Source organism: Streptomyces candidus (assembly GCF_014207445.1).
Lineage (GTDB): Bacteria > Actinomycetota > Actinomycetes > Streptomycetales > Streptomycetaceae > Streptomyces > Streptomyces candidus.
Map to the genome: position 1 here is coordinate 22,173 of NZ_JACHEM010000020.1, position 20,640 is coordinate 42,812.

17 protein-coding genes and 1 pseudogene are annotated in these 20,640 nt (G+C 73.2%); 9 read left to right on the plus strand and 9 right to left on the minus strand.

All coding sequences use genetic code 11. The features are described from left to right. Positions 1-18 precede the first annotated feature (18 nt). Together HNQ79_RS28665 and HNQ79_RS28670 are read right to left on the minus strand one after the other, a co-directional pair. Positions 19-1,611: an AMP-binding protein gene (locus HNQ79_RS28665; protein WP_185035805.1), complete on the minus strand. Its 1,593-nt coding sequence runs from the start codon at positions 1,609-1,611 to the stop codon at positions 19-21. After that, positions 1,608-2,210 (minus strand): CGNR zinc finger domain-containing protein, encoded by a 603-nt coding sequence (locus HNQ79_RS28670; RefSeq protein WP_185035807.1) that lies wholly within the window; start codon positions 2,208-2,210, stop codon positions 1,608-1,610. Before HNQ79_RS28670 ends, HNQ79_RS28665 begins: the two co-directional genes overlap by 4 nt. A 117-nt stretch (positions 2,211-2,327) precedes the next feature. On the opposite strand from HNQ79_RS28670, the gene HNQ79_RS28675 reads away from it, so the two are divergent. Then, positions 2,328-3,554 carry an MFS transporter gene (locus tag HNQ79_RS28675; RefSeq protein ID WP_185035809.1) on the plus strand — a complete coding sequence of 409 codons (1,227 nt, stop codon included), beginning with the start codon at positions 2,328-2,330 and terminating at the stop codon, positions 3,552-3,554. Here HNQ79_RS28675 and HNQ79_RS28680 read toward each other — a convergent pair. From HNQ79_RS28680 to HNQ79_RS28700, 5 genes are all read right to left on the minus strand, one after another. Then, a complete protein-coding gene (locus HNQ79_RS28680) occupies positions 3,483-4,484 on the minus strand; it encodes an SGNH/GDSL hydrolase family protein (protein ID WP_229923372.1) in 1,002 nt (333 codons plus the stop codon). The two genes, HNQ79_RS28675 and HNQ79_RS28680, sit on opposite strands and share 72 nt — an antisense overlap. 416 nt (positions 4,485-4,900) lie before the next feature. Beyond that, positions 4,901-5,488 carry a DoxX family protein gene (locus HNQ79_RS28685; RefSeq protein WP_260421843.1) on the minus strand — a complete coding sequence of 196 codons (588 nt, stop codon included), beginning with the start codon at positions 5,486-5,488 and terminating at the stop codon, positions 4,901-4,903. A gap of 87 nt (positions 5,489-5,575) precedes the next feature. Next, a complete protein-coding gene (locus tag HNQ79_RS28690; protein WP_185035812.1) occupies positions 5,576-6,400 on the minus strand; it encodes an SDR family oxidoreductase in 825 nt (274 codons plus the stop codon). A 73-nt stretch (positions 6,401-6,473) separates the two neighbouring features. Further along, complete coding sequence (locus tag HNQ79_RS28695; protein WP_185035814.1) at positions 6,474-7,478, minus strand: alpha/beta hydrolase; 1,005 nt, start codon at positions 7,476-7,478, stop codon at positions 6,474-6,476. A 130-nt stretch (positions 7,479-7,608) separates the two neighbouring features. Next, positions 7,609-9,258, minus strand: a complete 1,650-nt coding sequence (locus HNQ79_RS28700) for a catalase (protein ID WP_185035886.1) — start codon at positions 9,256-9,258, stop codon at positions 7,609-7,611. A gap of 426 nt (positions 9,259-9,684) precedes the next feature. Between HNQ79_RS28700 and HNQ79_RS28705 the strand changes: the two genes are divergently transcribed. Further along, positions 9,685-9,888, plus strand: a complete 204-nt coding sequence (locus tag HNQ79_RS28705) for a hypothetical protein (RefSeq protein WP_185035816.1) — start codon at positions 9,685-9,687, stop codon at positions 9,886-9,888. A gap of 178 nt (positions 9,889-10,066) precedes the next feature. Here HNQ79_RS28705 and bla read toward each other — a convergent pair whose 3' ends face one another. Next, the gene (gene bla, locus HNQ79_RS28710) at positions 10,067-11,017 is read right to left on the minus strand and encodes a class A beta-lactamase (protein WP_185035818.1); all 951 of its coding nucleotides are present in this window, start codon (positions 11,015-11,017) and stop codon (positions 10,067-10,069) included. Between the two features lie 192 nt (positions 11,018-11,209). Between bla and HNQ79_RS28715 the strand changes: the two genes are divergently transcribed. The 7 genes and pseudogenes from HNQ79_RS28715 (at position 11,210) to HNQ79_RS28745 (ending at position 18,494) form a co-directional block, all read left to right on the plus strand. Next, the gene (locus tag HNQ79_RS28715) at positions 11,210-11,728 is read left to right on the plus strand and encodes a DUF1203 domain-containing protein (protein ID WP_185035820.1); all 519 of its coding nucleotides are present in this window, start codon (positions 11,210-11,212) and stop codon (positions 11,726-11,728) included. An 86-nt stretch (positions 11,729-11,814) separates the two neighbouring features. Continuing rightward, entirely contained in the window at positions 11,815-12,756 is a 942-nt protein-coding gene (locus HNQ79_RS28720; protein ID WP_229923371.1) for a DUF5829 family protein, read from the plus strand. Between the two features lie 532 nt (positions 12,757-13,288). After that, positions 13,289-14,383, plus strand: a pseudogene (locus HNQ79_RS28725) (pectate lyase family protein); the annotation flags it as partial. A gap of 289 nt (positions 14,384-14,672) precedes the next feature. After that, positions 14,673-15,152 (plus strand): pyridoxamine 5'-phosphate oxidase family protein, encoded by a 480-nt coding sequence (locus HNQ79_RS28730; protein ID WP_185035824.1) that lies wholly within the window; start codon positions 14,673-14,675, stop codon positions 15,150-15,152. A gap of 478 nt (positions 15,153-15,630) precedes the next feature. Next, positions 15,631-16,659, plus strand: a complete 1,029-nt coding sequence (locus HNQ79_RS28735; RefSeq protein WP_373312521.1) for a FecCD family ABC transporter permease — start codon at positions 15,631-15,633, stop codon at positions 16,657-16,659. Then, complete coding sequence (locus tag HNQ79_RS28740; protein ID WP_185035828.1) at positions 16,659-17,444, plus strand: ABC transporter ATP-binding protein; 786 nt, start codon at positions 16,659-16,661, stop codon at positions 17,442-17,444. Before HNQ79_RS28735 ends, HNQ79_RS28740 begins: the two co-directional genes overlap by 1 nt. A gap of 15 nt (positions 17,445-17,459) precedes the next feature. Then, complete coding sequence (locus HNQ79_RS28745) at positions 17,460-18,494, plus strand: ABC transporter substrate-binding protein (protein ID WP_185035830.1); 1,035 nt, start codon at positions 17,460-17,462, stop codon at positions 18,492-18,494. Positions 18,495-18,548: 54 nt separating this feature from the next. On the opposite strand, the gene HNQ79_RS28750 is transcribed toward HNQ79_RS28745, so the two are convergent. Continuing rightward, positions 18,549-20,627, minus strand: coding sequence for an iron ABC transporter permease (locus HNQ79_RS28750; RefSeq protein WP_185035832.1), 2,079 nt, complete (start codon positions 20,625-20,627; stop codon positions 18,549-18,551). Positions 20,628-20,640: the final 13 nt, after the last annotated feature.

Sequence of the window (20,640 nt, forward strand, 5' to 3'; positions counted from 1 at the left end):
TGGGCGCCCCTGGACACCTCAGGGGCGCCCCGGCACCTCCTCCAGGTACCGGGACCGGATGCGGTGCTTGGCGAGCTTGCCGTTGGGGTCGCGCGGCAGGTCGGTGACGAGGTCGATGCCGCGGGGGATCTTGAACCCGGCCAGGGTGGCGCGCAGCGCGTCCCGCAGCTGTGCCGGGTCGGGAGCGGCTCCCGGCTCGGGGAGTACGAGGGCGTGCAGCCGCTCGCCGAACTCGGGGTCCGGCACGCCGAACACGGCGCAGTCGAGCACCCCGGGGAGGGTGAGGAGCGCGGCCTCGATCTCCGCCGGGTAGATGTTGACGCCCCCGGAGATGACCATGTCGACGGCGCGGTCGCAGACGTAGAGGTAGCCGTCCTCGTCGAGGTACCCGATGTCCCCCACCGAGACGAGTCCGTCGAGGCCGACCTCCTCGCGTGCCTCGGGCCGCCCCCGGTAGGTGAAGTCGGTGTGCGCGGGCTGGCGCACGTACAGGATTCCGGCCTCGCCGGGGGCGCACTCCTTGCCGTCGTCGCCGACGACGCGGATCTGCGCGTCACCGAGGGGCCGCCCGACGCTGCCGGGCCGGGCGAGGGCCTCGGCCGAGTCGATGAGCGTGATGTAGCCGGTCTCGCTGGAGGCGTACGTCTCGTGCACGATCGGCCCGAGCCAGTCGATCAGGGCCTTCTTCACCTCGGGGGCGCAGGGCGCGCCGGTGGAGCCGACGAAGCGCAGCGAGGACAGGTCGTACCGCTCACGTACCTCGCGCGGGAGCTTCAACAGCCTTACGTACATGGTCGGTACGCAGTACAGGCTGTCGATGCGGTGCCGTTCGACGAGGGCGAGGGTCTGTTCGGCGTCGAAGCGCGGCGCAATGACGAGCAGGTCGGCGACCAGGGCCCCGTACTGGGCGTACATGCTCGGCGCGCTGTGGTAGAGCGGCGCCGTCATCAGGGCCCGGCAGCCGGCCCGCAGCCCGTAGACCTGCTCGATGACGGCGAGCATACGGGTGCGGAAGGCGTCGATCTCCGCCACCGGCACGGGCGTACGGACGACGCCCTTGGGGCGGCCGGTGGTCCCGGAGGTGTAGACCATGTGCCCGCCCGGGGACACCAACGGGCCGCGGTAGGGCTCCTGTTGCTCCAACCAGCTCTCGTACGGGAGCGCCTGCCCGAGGCCGTACGGGAGCGCCTGTCCCTGATCGTGCGGAAGGGCGCCCCCGCCCTCCTGGGAGAGGGCCCGCCCCCCGGTTCCGTCCCCCGAGGCGCCGCTCCCGCCGTGCGGGACGGCGAGAACGGTGAGCGCGCCGGGGAGCGCCGTGCGTGCCGCTTCGAGCAGGTCGGCGTGGCCGATCACGGCTTCCGCGCCGCAGTCCTCGACGATGTGGGCGAGTTCGGAAGGGGTGAAGTGCCAGTTGAGCGGGCAGAACTGGAACCCTCCGAGCCGGCAGGCCAGCATGATGTCGACGTACACCGGGTCGTTGCGCAGCAGCACGGCGACCACGTCTCCCGCCCGCAGCCCCAGTTCGCGCAGGCCTCCGGCCAACTTATCTGCCCGGCGCTCCAGTTGGTCCGGCGCGCTCTCGGCGCCCTCGAAGCTGAGGGTGGCGGTCATCGGAGGTCCTCTCGTCCGGCGGAGTGTGCGTTCCTGCGGGCGCGGAAGGCAGCCGCTTTCATGCGGTTCTGGCAGGCGGTGGAGCAGAACTGGCGGGCGGCGTTGCGGGAGGTGTCGGCGTAGACGCGGTCGCAGCGGGTGGCTCGGCACACGCCGAGGCGCCCTTCGAGGCCGCCGCCGAGCGTCAGGGCCAGGGCGGTGGCGCAGCTCGCGGCGACGCCCGAGGCGAAGGAGTCGCCGGGGCCGTGGAAGTGCAGCCGCCAGCTTCCGTCCTCGGCCCGGTCGAGCTGCGGGCGGGCACCGGCGGTGCGCAGCAGGTGGTTGACGGTTTCGGCCGCGAGGTCGACGTGCCCGTCGTGTACCGCCTCGATGGCCTCGCGCATGCGGCGTGCCGTGTCCGCGAGGTGGGCCGCCTCGGCGGGGTCGGGGGTGCGCGGAAGCGCGGACGAGGCGTCGTCCGGGACGGCCTCGGCGACGGCGGCCCACAGAGCGGCTCCGGCGGGGGCGGTGCGGGGGCGGCCGTGGGCCTCGCCGTCGGTGAGCGCGTTCACGAGGGACACGGCGTGTTCCAGCCGCACCACCACGTGACTGTCGAACATCACTTGACCGGTTACTCCTTCGGGTTTAGGTTCCAGGCCTGGGTTTCGTAACCGACGATACCCGGTTCGACAGTGATGCATCGTGGGGGTGGCCCACGGGGCGTCCGAGGGGGCGACATGCCGAGAATTGTCTGGCTGCTGGTGGTGGCGCGGGCGGTCAACCGGATCGGGGCGTTCTCGCTGCCGTTCCTGACCGTCCTGATCAGCACGGAGTTCGGGGCGAGCACCGCCACGGCGGGCCTGCTGTCGGCGGCGTTCGGGCTCGCCACGATCCCCTCCCGGCTGGCGGGCGGCCGGCTGGCGGTCCGGCTGGGGCGCCGGCGCACCATCGTGCTGGGGCTGACCGGCTGCGGCCTCGCCCAGCTGGGCATCGCCGCCGCCGGTTCGCTGCTCGCGGTGGCGGTGTTCGCCGTACTGCTCGGACTGGTCTTCGAGTTGTACGAGCCGCCGAGCCAGGGGCTGATCGCCGACGCCGTCGGCCCGGCCGACCGGGTGCGGGCGTACGGCCTGCTCAACGCCGGACTCGCGCTCGGCGGGACGGGCGCCGGGCTGATCGCGGCGGGCGTCGGGCGGTGGGACCTGCGGTGGCTGTTCGTGGTGGACGCGCTCTCCTGCCTGGCCTGTGCGCTGATGATGCGTCTGGTGCTGCCCGCCGACCGGCCCCCGGCGAAGCCCGGCGGCCGTCGCCCCGCCGGCCCTGTGCGGCCGTGGCGGGACCGGGCCCTGTGGGCGATGTTCCTGCCGGGTACGGTCTTCGCCCTGATCGCGATGCAGATCATGATGGCGCTGCCGCTGGCCCTGGAGCGGCGCGGCTTCGAGCCGGCGGACGCCGGACTGCTGTTCACCACGTCGGCGCTGACCGTCGTCGCTGCCCAACCGCTGCTCCGACTGCGCCTGTTCGCCTCGCTCCGCGACTCCCCGTCCCTCGCGCTGGCCTATCTCGTGATGGCCGCGGGCCTGTCCTGGTACGCGGTCGCGGCCACCCTGCCGCAGTTCGTGCTCGCCACCGCCGTGTGGAGCCTGGGCGAGGCGATCGTCCTGGGCCGCGTCCTCGGGGTGGTGGCAGGGCTGGCGCCGCCGGGCGGCGCGGACCGCTATCTCGCGTCGTACGGCGTCAGTTGGGGCGTCGCGACCGTCGCCGCTCCCGTGGTGGCCACCCAGTTGCTGACGCGTGCGGGGGTCGGTGGGCTGTGGGGCGTTCCGGCCGGGGTCCTCCTCGTGCTCGCCTTCGCCCAGCTCCTCGTGGTCGGCCCGGTCGTCGCACACCGGCCCTCAACCGGTGCCGCGCAGGTACCGGTCGACGACGGAGGCGATGGCGTCGGTGTAGCGCACGATGCCCGGTGAGGCGGCCGGGCAGGGTTTGGGGGTGGAAGTCGTCGGGGCCATGCAGAAGTGCAGCGGGTCGTCGTGCCGGTGCATGGCGGCCATGCCGTCGCGGCAGAAGCCCGGCCGGGCGCGCTCCGCGGCGTTGCAGGGCAGGCGCTCCCGCCACTCGTAGCGTCCGCCGTCCGGGCTCACCGCGCGGCCCGCGTCGGCGAGGAGGTCGCCCGAGGCCGCCGCCCGGGCCCGGTAGAGGTCGTTGACCCGGCGCGTGCGGTCGGTCGAGAAGGCGTCGGGGCCCTGGAGCACCCAGACGATCCGGGGCCGGGGGATTCCCGCCGAGCGTGCGGCCGAGGCGATCTGGTCCGTGAGGGCCTCGGCGTCCTTCGCGTACCGCGTGAAGTAACGGTCGCTGCCCTGCACGAGGTTGTCCATGCACGGTGTATAACCCCAGGAGTTCCCCCAGAACTGGAGGACGACGACGCGGGGCCGGTGTGCGCGCACCAGGGTCGCGGCCTTGTTCTTCGGGAGGATGAGGGACCCCGCGGCGCGGTCGGTGAGGTAGTCGCAGAGGGTGGTGCCGGAATAGGGGGCGCTGTGCACCTTCGCCCGCCCGTCGGACTCGATGCGCTCCCGGAGCACGGTCTGGGTCTCCATACCGAGCGAGTCCCCCAGGTACAGCACCGAGGGCCGCTCTCCCTGCGGCGGCGGCACGTCGGAGGGCGACGTCCTCGCGGGTGACCGGGGCTCCTTCTTGGACCTCGCGGGAGCCGACTCCTCAGAAGGCCGGGCGGCACCCGTGGCGGTGCCGCCCGGGCGGGGCGCGGCTGCCGCGGGGGGATCGAACCCGTCGGGCGGCTCGGCCGGATCGGGCAGCTCGCCGCAGCCCGTGATCCACACCAGCGCGCACGCGACGAGCGCTCCGACCGTCGCCGGTAAACGTCTGGGCCTCACTGCGGGTCGCTCCCCCCGAACGGAACAGGAGTGACCACGGTGGACCAAGCGGGCGCGAAGGAACAGTCACCCGCGTGACAAAGAACGCGGGATTTCGGTCACGGGGGCGGGGCGGGGGTACGTACGGGCGAACAAAGTGGTCGTACGGGATGCGGCCGCGAGCCGTCACCCGGCGGGCGGGCCGCGGACGAGCCGCCACCCGGCGGGCCGCGGACGAGGCTGTCGCCCGGCAGGCGGGCCGCGGCGGACGAGGCCGCCACCCCGCCACGGGGCAGCTCATGGCGGAACGGGAGACCAGGAACGGGAGACCAAGGGGCGTCCCCTGGCCTCCCGCTCGTCTCCCGCGCCTTCGAGAAGAACTCAGCAAAGCGGCGGGATGCGCGGCCCCCGTCGCTCACAAGGCCGCCGGGGCTGTCTCAGCTGGCGGCGAACCGCTTCCGGGCGGACTTGGTCGCGGTCCTGGCGTGCTTGCGGGCGTTGTTCGCGGACCGCAGCCGCGCCAGTTCGGCCCGCTGCCCCGCGTTGCGCGCCGAGACCCGGCCGGCGCGCCGGCCGGCGGAGGCCGACTTCCGGGCTGCCGCCGACGTCTTGCGGGCGGTCGTCGCCGAGTTCCGCACCCGCCAGGCCGCCGACGGCTTGCCGTGGGTGTCGGCGGCCGTGATGAGCAGACCACCGAGCAGGGAGAGGTTCTTGAAGAACTGGACGCGCTGCTCCTGCCGCGCCTCGGGGTCCTTCTCCTCCCAGTACCGGTGCCCGGCCAGCGTGGTGGGCACCAGCGTCCCGGCCAGTGCGAGCGCCGCGAACCGGGGGAAGCGCCCCAGGGCGAGCAGAGCACCGGCGCCGACCTGCACCGCGCCGTTGATCCGCACGAGCTGCTCGGGATCGGTCGGAAGCTTGGGAATGCGCTGCGCCAGGGGTACGGCCACCTGCTCGGCGGCCGGAGCCACCGGCTCCGGGTGCCGCAGGGTGCTGTAACCGCCGCTGATGAACGTCGAGGCCAGCAAGGGCCTTGCAATCCTCCTGATGAGTGCCATGTGCGTCGGGTTCCCCCGACTGCGCCTGTTATGTGTGCCCATCGGCTGTGGAGCGGCTCACGGCCGCCGCCAGTCGTCGCTCCGCAGGTGGGAACCCGCCTGGGGGCCCATCCGGGTCATGCCCCCGTCCGCGACCCAGGAGGCGCCGGTGACGTACGAGGCGTCGGGGCCTGCCAGGAACGCGATGACGGCGGCGATCTCCCGGGCGTCGCCGGGGCGGCCCAGCGGGATGCCGGGGCGGTCGGCGGTGCGTACGTCGTTCTCGTCCTGCCCCGTCATGGGCGTGGCGATCTCGCCGGGGGCCACGGAGTTGACGGTGATGCCGTGTTCGGCCAGCTCCAGGGCCATCACCTGGGTCAGCAGGCCGAGCCCGCCCTTGGCCGCGCAGTAGGGGGCCGCGCCCACCCGCGGCTGGTGTTCGTGCACCGACGTCACGTTGACGATGCGGCCGCCACCGCCCTGCTCGATCATGCGGCGGGCGGCGTGCTGGCCGCACAGGAACGGACCGATGAGGTCGACGTCCACCACGCGTCGTACCTCGTCGTGCCCGAGGTCGAGGAACGGGGTCGAGGTCCCGGTGCCCGCGTTGTTGACCAGGACGTCGATCCGGCCGAGCTGGTCGGCGAGTGTGTCGATCACCCGTGCGGCGTCGGGAAGCCGGCTGAGGTCCATCTGTGCGACGGCCGCCCGCCGTCCGTGCTCGCCGACCTCCGCCGCCGTCCGCTCGGCGCCTTCCCGGTCGCTGTGCCAGGTGATCCCGATGTCCATCCCGGCCTCGGCGAGACGTACGGCCGTGGCCCGGCCGATGCCGGAGTCCGCGCCGGTGACGACGGCGACGGGAGCGGGGGCGGTGGAGGGGGTGGAGGTGCGGGGGTCGGTCATGTGGGGTCCCTCGGAACGCTTCGCCGGCCCCCGGAGGGACCGGACGGATGGTTGGGTTCCCAGAAAGGTCCCCTCAGCCGTCGGTTCCAATCGGCGGGTCGCCCAGAAGGCGGCGGAGCCAGCCCGTACGGGCGCGACGCGCGTCCCGGGTGAGGGCGGCGTGCGGGGCGAGGCTGTCGAAGCCGTGGCAGCCGCCGGGCCACACGTGCAGCTCGGCCTGCCCGCCCGACCGCCAGATCGCGTTCGCGTACGCCACGCCCTCGTCCCGCAGCATGTCGGCCGATCCCACGTCGAGGTAGGCCGGGGGCAGTCCGGCGAGGTCGGTGGCGCGGGCGGGGGCCGCGTAAGCGGGCACGTCCGGGGAGCCGTGCAGGTCGCCGAGCAGCGCCTTCCAGGCGGTGGCGTGGGAGGCGAGGTCCCGGACGTCGATGCCCGACAACTGACGGCCGGAGAAGGTGGGGTGCCGGTCGTCGAGCATGGGGCAGAGAAGGATCTGGCCCAGGGGCCGGGGGCCGCCCCGGTCGCGGGTCAGCAGGGCGAGGGCGGCGGCGAGTCCGCCGCCGGCGCTCTTGCCGCCGACGACGATGCGGTCCGCGTCGATGCCCAGTTCGGCCGCGTGTCCCGCCGCCCAGACGAGTCCGGCGCAGCAGTCCTCCAGGGCGCCGGGGTACGGCGATGCGGGGGCGAGCCGGTACTCCACGGAGAGGACGGCCAGCCCCAGCGGCTCCGCCCACTCCCGCAGGACGCGCGGCAGCACGGACCGGGCATTGCCCATGATCATGGCGCCGCCGTGCAGGTAGTACAGCAGCGGCAGCGGCCCGGCCAGCCCGGCAGGGCGCGCGCTCACGAGCGTGACGTCCGGTGCGCCCTGCGGCCCCGGTACGGACAGTTCGGTCACCTCGAAACGGCCGTCGGCGCGCAGGTCCCGCAGCGTCGGACGGGGCCGTGCGGTGGCGTCCTGCTCCTGGCGGGCCACCAGGTTCTCCGGGGTGATCGGTTCCCGGGGCTTCCACCGCCGTGCCCGCAGCGCGGCGGCGAGTTCGGGGTCGAAGGGGGGCGCGGCGTGGGAGCGGTCCATGGAGCACAGCCAATCATCCCGCCGGGCGCTCTCGTCACGGGACGGCGGACGACGGCGACATCGGCCGCCCGTGGCCGGGCGGCACCGGGCCCGGGAGAGGGCGCGCGCTCCTCTCCCGGGCCCGGTCGCCTCAGCGGGAGACGACGTGCCGGGTGTCCGGCACGCAGTGCGTCATCGTCAGGCCGGAGACATCGCGCGGCGGGTTGTCGCCGAGGTTGTCCAGCCTCTTGCGGTCCTCGTCCGTGAGGGTCTGCCCGTCGAGCGGACCGAGGTGACTCACGTCGGAGGGGCTGATGCCGAGGCCCTCGCCGACCCGCAGGCCCAGGTCGTTCTCGACCAGCAGGAAGTGCCACACCATGCGCTCCTGGACCGGGCGGTCGCACTGGGAGATCAGGGTGACGAAGTTGTGCACCAGGTCGTCGCGCTCCCAGTCCTCCAGGAGCAGGTAGCGCTGACCGGCCTGGAGGTAGTCGTTGGTGCGCGGGATCCGCTTGCGGGTGAGACGGCCCTGGATCTCCGGGCCCTGTTCGTCGTGTCCCGGGTACGGGGCCTCGCGCAGGCCGCCGGTGATCGAGGGTTCGTAGTTGACCTCGGGGTTCGCGTTCCTGGCCCCGTTGTCGTAGGCCATCGCGCCGTCGCGCTGATTGGTGCGCACGTCCGCGTTCTTGGCCTGGTTGACGGGGAGCTGCAGGTAGTTCGGGCCGACCCGGTAGCGCTGGGTGTCGCTGTAGGAGAAGGTCCGGCCGACGAGCATCTTGTCGTCGGAGAAGTCGAGTCCGTCGACGAGTACGCCCGTACCGAAGGCGATCTGCTCGTTCTCGGCGAAGTAGTTGTCGACGGTGCGGTCCAGCACCATGCGGCCGACCGGCTTGGGCGGGAACTCCTGCTCGGGCCACGTCTTGGTGTCGTCGAGCGGGTCGAAGTCCAGCTCCGGGTGCTCGCCGTCCTCCATGACCTGCACGAGCAGCTCCCACTCGGGGTGGTCGCCGCCGCGGATCGCCTCGTACAAGTCCTTGGTGGCGTGGCCGAGTTCGCCCGCCTGCACATTGGCGGCGTCCTCCTCGGTCATGCTGCGCACGCCCTGCTTGGGCATCCAGTGGTACTTCACGAGGACGGTGCCGCCCGCCTCGTTGACCCACTTGTAGGTGTTCACACCGAAGCCCTGCATGTGCCGGTAGTCGGCGGGGATGCCGCGCGGGCTGAACAGATTGACCAGCATGTGCATGCTCTCGGGCGTCTGCGACATGAAGTCGAAGATCCGGGCGGGCTTCTGCTCGTGCGAGACGGGGTCCGGCTTCAGCGCGTGGATGACGTCGGGGAACTTCACCGCGTCCCGGATGAAGAAGACCCCGAGGTTGTTGCCCACGAGGTCCCAGTTGCCGTCCTCCGTGTAGAACTTCACGGCGAAACCGCGCGGGTCCCGGGCCGCCTCCGAGGAGTCACGGCCGCCGATCACGGTGGAGAAGCGGACGGCGACGTCGGTCCGCTTGCCGGCCTCCTGGAACAGCTTGGCGCGGGTGTAGCGGCTGATGGGCTCGTCGCCCCACTTCCCGTACGCCTCGAAGTGGCCGAAGGCGGTCACTCCGCGCGCGTGCACGACGCGCTCGGGGATGCGCTCGCGGTCGAAGTGGCTGATCTTCTCCAGGAAGTGGTAGTTCTCCAAAGTCGCCGGTCCACGGGCGCCGACCGTGCGCTGGTTCTGGTTGTCGTAGACGGGGTGGCCCTGACGGTCGGTGAGTGCCGGGCGGTCGGCGTTCGAGTCGTCGGTGGGCGAGCCCATGCGCGAATCGTCGGTCACGGCCTTCAGCTCCTCGGGTGTGCGCGTCGGATGCGGGTCGTCGGATGCGGGCGGTCGTACGCGAACCGTGGGGATCGCGTACGGGCCGGGCGCGCGTACGGAGGCAGGCGCGCCGCGACCGGGGCCCAAGTACCCCGAACGAGAGCGTCCACACCGGGAATTGCACCCTGTCGCATCTCGTACGGTTGTTCGAGCACCCATACCCGCGGAAACACTCACGTTAGCCGCGGAAGCATGGATCGGCGACACCTCGCCCGCGCGACTCGCCGTCACCCTCGGCAGACGTCCGGATCGCGTCGGCGCCGATGTCCGCCGGGGACGGTGAGGGTGTGACCGTTCGTGGCCGGAAGACGCCTCCGCCGGGCGGCGGGCCGCCACGTAACGGCAAGCAGAATCGTTGAGCCAGCCATGAGCCAGCCCGCGTACGACCCTCGGCCCATCCCGCCGCAGGCGCAGCCACTCTGGCCGTCCGCCGGACGGCCCCTGTCCCCCTGCCCGATCTACGACGCCCTGGAGTCCCAGTGGCGTCAGCAGGGGCGGGAGGTGCCGCGGCTCGCGTCCCGGGACGGTCGACGGCGCGCGCCCGCCGTCGACCTCTTCCACCGCGGGTGACTGTGCGATCCGCTGGTGATCGGGGGACGCGAGGGCGGGCGGTCGGGGGTGCGAGGGCGGGAGGTCGGGGCGCGATCCCCGGGTGACCGGGGACGCGACGGCGGATGGTCCGGGACGTGACCGCGGGTGCCCGGGACGCGGGCGATCGGGGGCGCGGCGGCGGCTTCGCACCGCTCTCCTATCCGAGCGCGCCCACCACCACCGACGCCGCCTGGGCGATCAGCCTGTCGTCGTGGGCGGCGGACTGCTCGGCGCGGCGCGTCAGGACGGCGAGGACGAGAGGGGCCGCCCCGCCGGGCGGCCACAGTACGGCGATGTCGTTGCGTGCGCCGTAGCCGCTGCCGGTGCCGGTCTTGTCGCCGACGGTCCAGCCCGCGGGCGTACCCGCCCTGATGGTGGCGTCCCCGGTCGTGTTGGTCCGCAGCCACTTGGTGCGCCGGGCGCGCTCGTTCGCGCCGAGGGCGTCGCCGAGCACGTACGCGCGCAGGGTGCGGGCCAGGGCGCGCGGGGTGCTGGTGTCGCGGAGTTCTCCCGGCGACCACCGGCTCAGCTCGGGCTCGGTGCGCGAGATGCGGGTGACGTCGTCGCCGACGGCCCGGAGCGCGTCCTGGAGTCCTTCCGGTCCGCCGAGCGCGTCGAGCAGGAGGTTGGCGGCCGCGTTGTCGCTGTGGCGGACGGCCGCGTCGCACAGTTCGTCCAAGGTCATCCCCGAGCCCACGTGCCGTTCGCTGACCGGGGAGTGGGGGACGAGGCGGTCCTTGCCGTAGGTGACTCTGCGGCCCATGCCGCCGAGTTCGTACTTGGCCAGCACCGCGCCCGCCGCCAGGGCCTTGAAGGTGGAGGCGTGGGCGAAGCGCTCGTCGGCGCGGTGCGCGAGCTGCCGGCCCGTTCCGGTGTCGACGGCATACACGCCCAGGCGGGCGTCGAACTTCCTTTCCAAGGCGGCGAGTTGCGCGAGTGGGGAAGCAGTCGGCGCAGGGGAGGACGACGGGCCGACCGGGCGGTCGGAATCCGGGGCGGGCGTGGGAGCGGCCGGGCGGGCAGGCGGGTCCGCACAGGCGGTCAGCGGGGCGAGCGGGAGCACGGCGAGCGCGGTGAGCAGGGAACGCCGGGAGCGGTCGTGCAGCATGGTCCGAACCTCCGATCCGGAGTCGATCATAGACTTCGCACGGGAGTGGATCCTGGGCTCTTGCCGTCGGCCGCGCGACGCGGCGGCCCGGCGTGAGCGGGCAAGGAAGGTGAGGGGCAGGGGGTGGGGGCATCCGGCCTCGACGTCCGCATTCCGCCGGTGCCCGCCGACGTGTCCCGCGAGGCTGGAGCCATGACTTCGTACACGCCGCTGCCCCTCTCCCCCGCCACGCTCGGAGAACTCCGGACGGCCGACGACGCGGGGCGGGCGCCGCGCCCGTTCACCGCGCGCGAGGACGGGTCGCCCGTCGACAGCGTGGGCAGTCCGCTGCGCTGCTGTCTGCGCGCCGTCGAGCCCGGCGAGCGGATCGCCCTCGTCTCCTACGCTCCGCTGCGCCGCTGGGCGGCCGACGCGGGCGCCGACCCCGGAGCGTACGAGGAGACGGGCCCGGTGTTCATTCACGCGGACCCGTGCGCGGAGATGCGTACGGGTCGGGGCTACCCCTTCGCGCGTCCGGGGGCGTTGCGCGCGGTGCGGCGCTACGACGCGCGGGGGCACATCGTCGGGGGCCGCTGTTTCGAGGTCCCCGAGGACGCCACGGCGGGGTTCGAGCGGGTCCTCGACGAGGCCTTCGCCGGTCCCGAAGTGGTGCTGGTGCACGTCCGGGCCGTGGAGTACGGCTGCTTCCACTACGAGGTGCGCAGGCCATGACGGCGGGCCCGGGGTCCGGTCCCGGGAGCGCGTGAACGACCGTGCGCACCCTGTGCGTTCCGCGCGGTGCGCCCTACGCTTGCCGCATGTTGCTTCGACGAGTGATGCGCATCTTCGTCGCCCTGGCTGTCGTCCTCGCGGGCGCGGTCCACGCGAGCGCCTCGGCCGCCGCGTCCGATGCCGGGCCGCCCCCGACGGGGCGTCAGCTCCTCCACTACAACCACGCCTACGGCGTCCTCGACCGTGCGACCGCCGACGCCATCGAACACTCCGCCTATCTGCGGGAGTTCGCGAACTTCCAGGTCCGTACAACCATGGGTTCCGGCGGCCGGACCTGGACCGGCCGCTATCTGCTGGGCCGCGAAACCTACCTCGAACTCTTCGGTGCCGGCGATCTGCCGGGCCAGGACGGCGCCCTCGGCGCGGGCGGGCTGGCGCTCTCCGTGGAACGGCGGGGAGAGCTGACGGAGGTGATCCGGCGGCTGCGGGGCCAGGGGATCGAGCACCCCGTCGAGTTTCCCCAGACGCGCGACTTCGGCGACGGGGTCCCGGTGCCGTGGTTCGACGCCGTGTTCACCTCCGGCGAGTACGACGCCTTCGGCGCCTGGGGCATGGAGTACCGCCCCGAGTACTTCGCCGACCCGCGCAGCCGGACCGGCCCCGCCCGCTTTCCCGGCGACGTCGGCAGGGACCGCTACCTGTCCGACGACTATCGCCGGCACCTGATGCGCGACATCACGTCGATCCGGCTCGCGGTCACCGCCCGCGACCTGGCCAACACGGTGCCGCTGCTGCGCGCGGGCGGGTTCTCCGTACGTTCCGTCGCGGGCGGGGTCGTCGCGAAGGGCGGCGGCAGCACCATCCGGCTCGACGCCGTACCCCGCGAGCAGGCGGGCCTGCGGCAGATCGGCATGTCCCTGAACCGGCCCGTCGCGCACCGGCACGTGGAGCGGCTCGGCCGCTCGGCCCTGGTGGTCGGTCCCGGCCTCCGGGCCGTGTGGGACTTCCCCGCCCCCGCGGGGGGTTAGGACTTCCCGTACGACCCGCACACACCGGCCGCTGACCGGGCCACGCATGCGAAAGCGTGCGTGGCCCGTTTCGTTGTCCGCCAACTCCGTTGCAGTGCCTTCGACTTGGCAGGACCGGGGTACAGCCGGGAGCCGAGCCGGCGGAGACCGCCAGCGCGGCGGCGGGCAATGTTCCGCGTTTCGCGCAGAGTCTTGCCAGGCCCCGGGGGCACCCCTATGGTCACGGGCAGAAAGCGCTTTCCCGCTCCATTGCTCCACCCCGGGGGACCGTTCGGCGGGACGGTCGTCGCGCCCCCACGAGCGACGCCGCGCACGCGTCGCCCACGCTTCCACCGCCGGCTTGCGCCATCGGTCCCGTCAGGGGGTTCTCCACGTCCCCGACGTCGACACATCGACATGAGCATCCGCATCGGGCCGGTCCTCGCCGTGCCCGGAATCAGGCCCGTCCGGCATCCCCGACCGACCGCGTGGGACCCACCCTCGCCCACGCCGTCGGCAAGCGCCGGGCCGGACCGAGAATTGGGAGCCGAGAATGAGACGAGCAGTCGCCCTGCGACTCAGTACAGCCCTGGTCACGACGGCCGCGACCGTCGCGACCGGCCTGTTCCTGACCACCCCCCACGCGTCGGCCGCGTCCGGCGGCGCCACCGGCTACGCCACCCAGAACGGCGGCACCACCGGCGGCGCGGGCGGCAAGACCGTACGCGCCACGACCGGGACGGCGATCCACGCCGCCCTGTGCGGCCGGGCGAGCAGCAGCACCCCGATCGTCATCGAGGTCGAGGGCACCATCAACCACGCCAACACCGCCAAGGTGTCCGGCACGAGCTGCAACACCGCCGCCGGCGTCATCGAGCTCAAGCAGATCAGCAACGTGACGATTCTCGGCGTCGGCAGCGGCGCCGTCTTCGACCAACTGGGCATCCACCTGCGGGAGGCCCGCAACATCGTCATCCGCAACGTGACCGTGCGGAACGTGAAGAAGTCGGGCTCCCCCACCTCCAACGGCGGCGACGCCATCGGCATGGAGAGCAACGTCCGCAACGTCTGGGTCGACCACGTCTCGCTGGAGGCCTCGGGCGGCGAGTCCGAGGGCTACGACGGCCTCTTCGACATGAAGAACAACACCCAGTACGTGACGCTCTCGTACAGCACCCTGCGCAACTCCGGACGCGGCGGTCTCGTCGGGTCCAGCGAGACCGACGTGTCCAACGGCTTCATCACGTACCACCACAACCTGTACGAGAACATCGACTCCCGCGCCCCGCTGCTGCGCGGCGGCACGGCCCACATGTTCAACAACCACTACACGCGCCTCAACGACTCGGGCATCAACTCCCGGGCCGGCGCCCGCGCCAAGGTGGAGAACAACTACTTCCAGGACTCCAAGGACGTCCTCGGCACCTTCTACACCACCACCGTCGGCCACTGGCAGGTCGGCGGGAACATCTTCGACAGGGTGACCTGGTCGAAGCCCGGCAGCGACTACAAGCCCGCAGGACCGGACCCCAGGTCGACGACCACGATCGGCATCCCGTACGCCTACCAGCTCGACGGGGCCGCCTGCGTACCGGCGACCGTGAGCCGGACGGCGGGCGCGAACAAGGGCCTCCAGGTGTCGAACGGCTGCTAGTCGACACCCCTCCGGCCCCGGTACGGGCGGCCACCCGCCGCCCGTACCGGGGCTCAGGTGCGCGCGACCAGGCCTGCTCCTGGGCCTGTCCGTCGGCAGCACCCCGTGGCTCGCGCTGGGCTGGTGCGCGGGCATCCTGACGGTGTCGGTGGCGGTGTCCGGGGCGCGCTTCCGGGCACGTACGGCGTGAGGGACGGCGGCGCCGTCCTTGTGCCGACGGGACCGCGGACGTAGGACCGATGGCCCATGCGGGGCGGCCGGGCCGCCTCTGGGGTCGGTGAGCATGGAGATCACGCAGAGCGGGCGCCGCGGCCCGGCGCGACGTACCCGGGCCACCCTCGAACGGCTTGCCGCCGAACGGGACATATGGGTGTCCACGGCCCACCCGGAGCACGGCCCGCACCAGGTGCCGCTGTGGTTCCTGTGGGACGGGCGGGCGGTGTGGGTGTGCACGGCGGAGACGTCCGTGACCATACGCAACGTCCGTGCCGATCCGCGGGTACGCCTGGCGCTGCCGGACACCGCCGACGTGGTGACGCTCGCGGGGCGGGCGGAGTGCTTCGCCTCGCGGGACGTGCCCGAGGAGGCCGCGGAAGCCTTCACCGACAGGTTCGGCTGGGACCCGCGTGCGGCGACGAAGCCCCATGTCTACGTGCGGGTGACGCCGGCCACCGTGCGTGCCTGGCACGGTGTGCCGGAGCTGCGGGGCCGGGTGATCATGCGCGGCGGCGAGTGGCTGGGCAGGGCGCCGGAGACAGCCTGACCGCGTTCCGGGCCCGCTCCGCCCGCAGATCCGCGCCACGCCGGTGCCGGACGGTGGGAGACCCGGGACGGGCTCATGGCCGGCGGGCCGGCCGCGCGAGGCAGGGACGGCACCCCGCGCGGCAGCGGCACGGCGGGACACCCCTGTCCGTCCCGCCGTCCGGCACCCGCTAGGCTGCGAGTCGCCCCGCGGGGGAAGTCCGGTCGAAGTCCGGCGCTGACCCGCAACGGTAGACGGAGTCCCCAAGTGGGGTCCCCGTAAGCCCGATCACCCGCGGCGGTGAAGCGCTCCTGACAATCGCCGTGGACTGCGAGAGGTGCCGCACGGGGCGCCCCGCGCCCGGCGCCGCTCCTTGGGTTATGCAGCCGCACGGCCCGAGGCGAAAGCGAATACGCCCGTGGCCATCCCCCTCGCCCGCCCTCCCGCCGCGCCACCGCGCCCGGCCCCCGCCACCGGTGCAGGCCGCGGACGCGCGCCGGTGACGCTGCCGGTCCTGCTGCCCGTGCTGGGTGCCGGACTGGTGCTGTCGCTGGTGTGCGGGGCGGGGATCGGCGCGTCGGGGCTCACCTGGGGCGAGGTGGCCCGCCATCTGTGGGCGGGGCTGAGCGGCGGGACGATCGCGCCCGACGAGGTTTCCGCGTACACCATCGTGTGGGAGCTGCGTTTCCCGCGCGCCGTGCTGGCGGCGGTCGTCGGGGCGGGCCTGTCGGCCATCGGTGTGGCGGTGCAGGCGATGGTGCGCAACGCGCTCGCCGATCCGTTCGTGCTGGGGATCTCCTCGGGGGCCGCCGTCGGCGCCAACGCGGTGCTGATCTTCGGGGCGTTGGGGGCGCTGGGGATGTGGGCGCTGTCCGCGGCGGCGTTCGGCTCGGCGCTGCTGGCGATGACGCTGGTGTACACCATCGCCCGCACCCCGCGGGGACTGACGCCGCTGCGTCTGGTGCTGACGGGGACGGCGATGTACTACGGGTTCTCGGCGATCACGACGTTCATGGTGTTCGCCGCCGACCGGGGCGAGGCGGCGCGCTCGGCGATGATGTGGCTGCTGGGCAGTCTCGGCGGGGCGAGCTGGGCGTCGGTGCCGATCGCGGCGGGGGCGGTGCTCGGCGGTCTCGTCCATCTGGGCTGGTCGGCGCGGCGATTGAACGCCCTGGCGATGGGCGACGAGACGGCCGCCGCGCTGGGGGTGGACGCGCGCAGGCTGCGCAAGGAGCTGTTCCTGGTGTCCGCGGCCGTCACGGGCGCGGTGGTCGCGGTGAGCGGGGCGATCGGTTTCGTCGGGCTGATGGTTCCGCACGGGGTGCGGATGCTGGTCGGCGCCGACCATCGGCGGCTGCTGGCCGTCGCACCGCTGGTCGGGGCGGTGCTGCTGATCTGGGTGGACATCCTGTCCCGGGTGGTGCTGGCACCGGTCGAGTTGCCCGTGGGCGTGCTCACCGCCGTCGTCGGCGTGCCCTGCTTCATCCTGCTGATGCGCCGTCACTCCTACACCTTCGGAGGTGTGTGATGCGGCTCGACATCGAGGCGCTGACCGTCGAGGTCTCGGGCGCCCGGCTGGTGGACGAGGTCACGTTGTCCGCGGACAACGGCCGGCTCGTCGGTCTGGTGGGTCCCAACGGCAGCGGGAAGTCCACCCTGTTGCGGTGCGCGTACCGGGCGTTGCGTCCCAGCGCGGGGGCGGTCCTGGTCGACGGGGACGACCTCGCCGCGCTCAGTACCCGCGAGGGCGCCCGCAGGCTGGCGGCGCTGCCCCAGGAGGCGGCGGCCGAGTTCGACTTCACGGTGGCGGAGGTCGTCGCGATGGGGCGGCTGCCGCACCAGCGGTCGGTGGCCCGCGCCTCGGAGGAGGACCGCCGGGTGTGCGCGGGGGCCCTTGCGCAGGTGGGGGCCGCCCACCTCGCGGGCCGCGGTTTCCTCTCCCTGTCCGGCGGCGAGAAACAGCGGGTCCTCATCGCCCGTGCGCTCGCCCAGCAGCCCCGGGTGCTCGTCCTGGACGAGCCCACCAACCACCTCGACATCGCACAGCAGTTGGAGGTTCTCGCCCTGGTGCGCGACAGCCGTCTGACCGTGCTCACCGCGCTGCACGACCTCAACCTCGCCGCTCTCCACTGCGACCTGCTGTACGTGATCCGGGCGGGCCGCATCGTCGCCCACGGTCCCCCGCACGACGTGCTGTCGGCCGAGCTGCTCGCCGAGGTCTTCGGCGTACGGGCGCACCGCGTCCCGCACCCGGAGTCCGGTGCCGTGCAGCTGCTCTTCGACCGTCTCGTCGTCCCGACCCCCACTCCCTGAGGAGCCCCGCCCACCATGCCCCACCACTTCCACCACCTCCGTCGGCGTCCCGCGGCCCTCGGGCTCGCCGCCGTGCTGACCCTGACCCTCTCCGGCTGCGGCGCGCAGGTCGCCGGAACGGACAGTGCAAAAGCGGGCGGCGGCCACTACCCGGTGACCGTCGAGAACTGCGGGGAGAAGAAGACGTACCGGAAGGCCCCGCAACGCGTGGTCACCAACGACGTCGGCATCACCGAGATCATGTTCGCGCTCGGCCTCGAAAAGCAGATGGCGGGCTTCGTGATGCCCGACGACAAGGGCGACCTGACGTCCGTGCCCTGGAAGGACGGCTACAACAGGACCAAGTGGCTGTCGAAGAAGGGCATCAACAAGGAACTCGTCCTCGACGCACGCGCCGACCTGGTGTTCGCGGGCTGGAACTACGGCTTCGACGAGGGGGAGGGCTTCACGCCCGCCGAACTCGCGAAGGTCGGCGTCGGCTCGTACCTGCTGAGCGAGTCGTGCCGCAACGGGCGCGGCACCGCGCGCGGAGTGATGGCCCCGCTGGACGCGCTCTACACCGACCTGCGCAACCTGGGCCGGATCTTCGGCGTCGAGGACCGTGCCGAAGCCCTGGTCGCCACGTTCCGCAAGCAGGTCGCGGAGGCGGAGGGCAAGGCGCTGAAGGGGGCCGACCGGCCGCGCGTCTTCCTCTACGACGACGGGCGGGACAAGCCGTTCACCTCGGGCGCGTACGCCGGTCCGCACGACATCATCACGCGCGCGGGCGGGGACCACGTCATGAAGGACCTCAAGGACAGCTGGGCGACGGTGGGCTGGGAGACGGTGGTGGCGCGGGACCCCGAGGTGATCGTGATCAACGACTACGGGGACACCTCCGCCGAGCAGAAGCGGAAGTTCCTGAAGTCCTACCCACCGCTCGCGAACGTCTCGGCGGTGAAGAACGACCGGATCGTCGTCCTGGACTACGTGGACCTGGTGGAGAGCCCCCGCAATCCGGCGGCGGTCGCCTCGCTCGCCGAGGACCTGCGGAGGCTGAGCGGCCGGTGACGCGCAAGGGCGCGCGGCGGAAGGTTCCGCTGCGCGCCCCGGGGGCCGCCGCCGCTACCGTGCGTCCCCCCTGCTCCGCAGCAGCAGCCACAGGAAGTACGGCGTCCCGATGACCGCCGTCAGCAGCCCCGCACCCAGCTGTGCCGGGGCGATGACAGTGCGGCCCACCACGTCCGCCGTACCCACCAGCACCGCGCCGAGCAGGACCGCCACCGGGACCACGCGCGCGTGCCGGCGGCCGACCAGGGCGCGGGCGGCGTGCGGGGCGACCAGGCCGACGAAGGCGATGGTTCCGGCGGCGGCGACGGCCGCCGCGCTCAGCAGCACGCCGAGGGCGAGGAAGCCGAGGCGGGAGCGGGACAGCCCGAGGCCGAGCAGCCGCGGGGTGTCCTCGTCGAGGGAGACGAGGTCGAGTTCGGTGCGCCGTACGAACGCCACGGCCGCCCCCACCGCCAGGATCACGCCGAGCGGCAGCAGGTCGGGCATGGTCCGCCCGTACGTCGAACCCGACAGCCAGGTCAGTGCCTTGGTGGCGTTGAACGGGTCCGTCAGCACGATGAGCAGGCTGATCAGGGCGGTGCTCGCGGTGGCGACACCCATGCCGACCAGGACGAGCCGGTTCTGCTGGAAGCCGCCGCGCGCGGAGAGCCCGAACACGACGACGGCGGAGAGGGCCGCGCCCGCGAAGGCCGCCCCCGCCATGCCTGCCGGGCCGGCCATCGGCACGGTCGTCACCAGCAGCACCGCGCCCAGCGCCGCACCGCCGGAGACGCCCATCACGCCCGGTTCGGCGAGCGGGTTGCGGGTCACCGCCTGGATGAGGGTGCCCGCCAGGGCGAGGGCGGCGCCCGCGAGGAGGGCGGCCAGGACGCGTGGGACCCGGGTGTCCAGGACGAAGGTGACGGCGCGGCCTGCGTTGCCCTGCGCCCAGTTCAGCACGTCGCCGAGCAGCAGCTTGGAGTCGCCGAGGAGTACGGAGGCGATGGTCAGCCCGACGAGGACCGCGACGAGGGCGGCCGTCACGGTGACGAAGACGGTACGGCTGCGGATGCGGAGCCGGTCGGGCGGCGACGCGGCTCCCAGGTCCCGTCCCCTGGTCGCCAGGACGATCAGGAACACCGCGCCGACGAGGCTGGTGACGACGCCGGTCGGCACGGACACGGACGTGTCCGCGGAGACGAGGGTGCGCAGCACCACGTCCGAGCCGAGCACCAGCGCGGCGCCCGCCAGCGCGGAGACGCTCACGCCGACGCGGATGCGGGTGAACGCCCGGTGGCGGCGCGCCAGTACGCGCACCAGCGCCGGGGCACACAGTCCGACGAAGCCGATCGGCCCGCACAGGGTGACGGCGGCTGCGGACAGCAGCGCGGCCAGTACGACGGTGACCACCCGGGTGGCGCGTACGGGCACGCCGAGCCCGCGCGCCGCGTCGTCGCCGAGGGCGAGGGCGTCGACCCGGCGGGCGACCAGCAGCAGTCCGGCGAGACCCAGGACGGCCGGCGGCGCCATCCACAGCACGCCGCCGAAGCCGTTCTGGCCGATGCTGCCCTGGTTCCAGGCGTACAGCCCCTGCGTCTCCACGGGGAACAGCAGCAGCATGCCCTCCGTGACGGCGGTGAGCCCGAGGGTGAGCGCGGTGCCGGCGAGTACGAGGCGCACGGTTCCCGCGCCGAGCCCGGACATGCCGAGCACGACCGCGGCGGCGGCCAGGCCGCCGACGAAGGCGACGCCCGAGGAGGCGAGCAGCGGCAGCGAAACGCCGGTGGCGGCGACCAGCCCGAGCGCCACGTACGAACCGGCGTTGACGGCGAGGGTGTCGGGCGAGGCGAGGACGTTGCGGCTGACGGCCTGGAGGGCCGCGCCCGCCATGCCGAGGACCGCGCCGACGAAGATTCCGGCGGCCATGCGCGGCAGCCGGGAGGCGATGACGACGGAGGCGTCCCCCGGTGCGGCGTCGCCGGTGAACGCCTTCCAGACCTGGGCGGCACCGACGTGCGCGGTGCCCTGGGTGACGTCGACGACGGCGAGGGCGGCGACCAGCAGGACGAGCACGGCCGTCACCGCCACCGCGCCGCCCTTCCGGGAGGCCGCCGCCGTGCTGGGGGCGGCGGGTGCGGTGGTGGTGACGGCCATGGTGTGTACGTGT

Excerpts from the sequence above, each read along its gene's own strand:
- HNQ79_RS28665 (WP_185035805.1), bottom strand. The coding sequence starts at position 1,611 with ATGACCGCCACCCTCAGCTTCGAGGGCGCCGAGAGCGCGCCGGACCAA.
- HNQ79_RS28670 (WP_185035807.1), bottom strand. The coding sequence starts at position 2,210 with ATGTTCGACAGTCACGTGGTGGTGCGGCTGGAACACGCCGTGTCCCTC.
- HNQ79_RS28675 (WP_185035809.1), top strand. The coding sequence starts at position 2,328 with ATGCCGAGAATTGTCTGGCTGCTGGTGGTGGCGCGGGCGGTCAACCGG.
- HNQ79_RS28690 (WP_185035812.1), bottom strand. The coding sequence starts at position 6,400 with ATGACCGACCCCCGCACCTCCACCCCCTCCACCGCCCCCGCTCCCGTC.
- HNQ79_RS28695 (WP_185035814.1), bottom strand. The coding sequence starts at position 7,478 with ATGGACCGCTCCCACGCCGCGCCCCCCTTCGACCCCGAACTCGCCGCC.
- HNQ79_RS28700 (WP_185035886.1), bottom strand. The coding sequence starts at position 9,258 with ATGGGCTCGCCCACCGACGACTCGAACGCCGACCGCCCGGCACTCACC.
- HNQ79_RS28705 (WP_185035816.1), top strand. The coding sequence starts at position 9,685 with ATGAGCCAGCCCGCGTACGACCCTCGGCCCATCCCGCCGCAGGCGCAG.
- bla (WP_185035818.1), bottom strand. The coding sequence starts at position 11,017 with ATGCTGCACGACCGCTCCCGGCGTTCCCTGCTCACCGCGCTCGCCGTG.
- HNQ79_RS28715 (WP_185035820.1), top strand. The coding sequence starts at position 11,210 with ATGACTTCGTACACGCCGCTGCCCCTCTCCCCCGCCACGCTCGGAGAA.
- HNQ79_RS28720 (WP_229923371.1), top strand. The coding sequence starts at position 11,815 with ATGTTGCTTCGACGAGTGATGCGCATCTTCGTCGCCCTGGCTGTCGTC.
- HNQ79_RS28730 (WP_185035824.1), top strand. The coding sequence starts at position 14,673 with ATGGAGATCACGCAGAGCGGGCGCCGCGGCCCGGCGCGACGTACCCGG.
- HNQ79_RS28740 (WP_185035828.1), top strand. The coding sequence starts at position 16,659 with ATGCGGCTCGACATCGAGGCGCTGACCGTCGAGGTCTCGGGCGCCCGG.
- HNQ79_RS28745 (WP_185035830.1), top strand. The coding sequence starts at position 17,460 with ATGCCCCACCACTTCCACCACCTCCGTCGGCGTCCCGCGGCCCTCGGG.
- HNQ79_RS28750 (WP_185035832.1), bottom strand. The coding sequence starts at position 20,627 with ATGGCCGTCACCACCACCGCACCCGCCGCCCCCAGCACGGCGGCGGCC.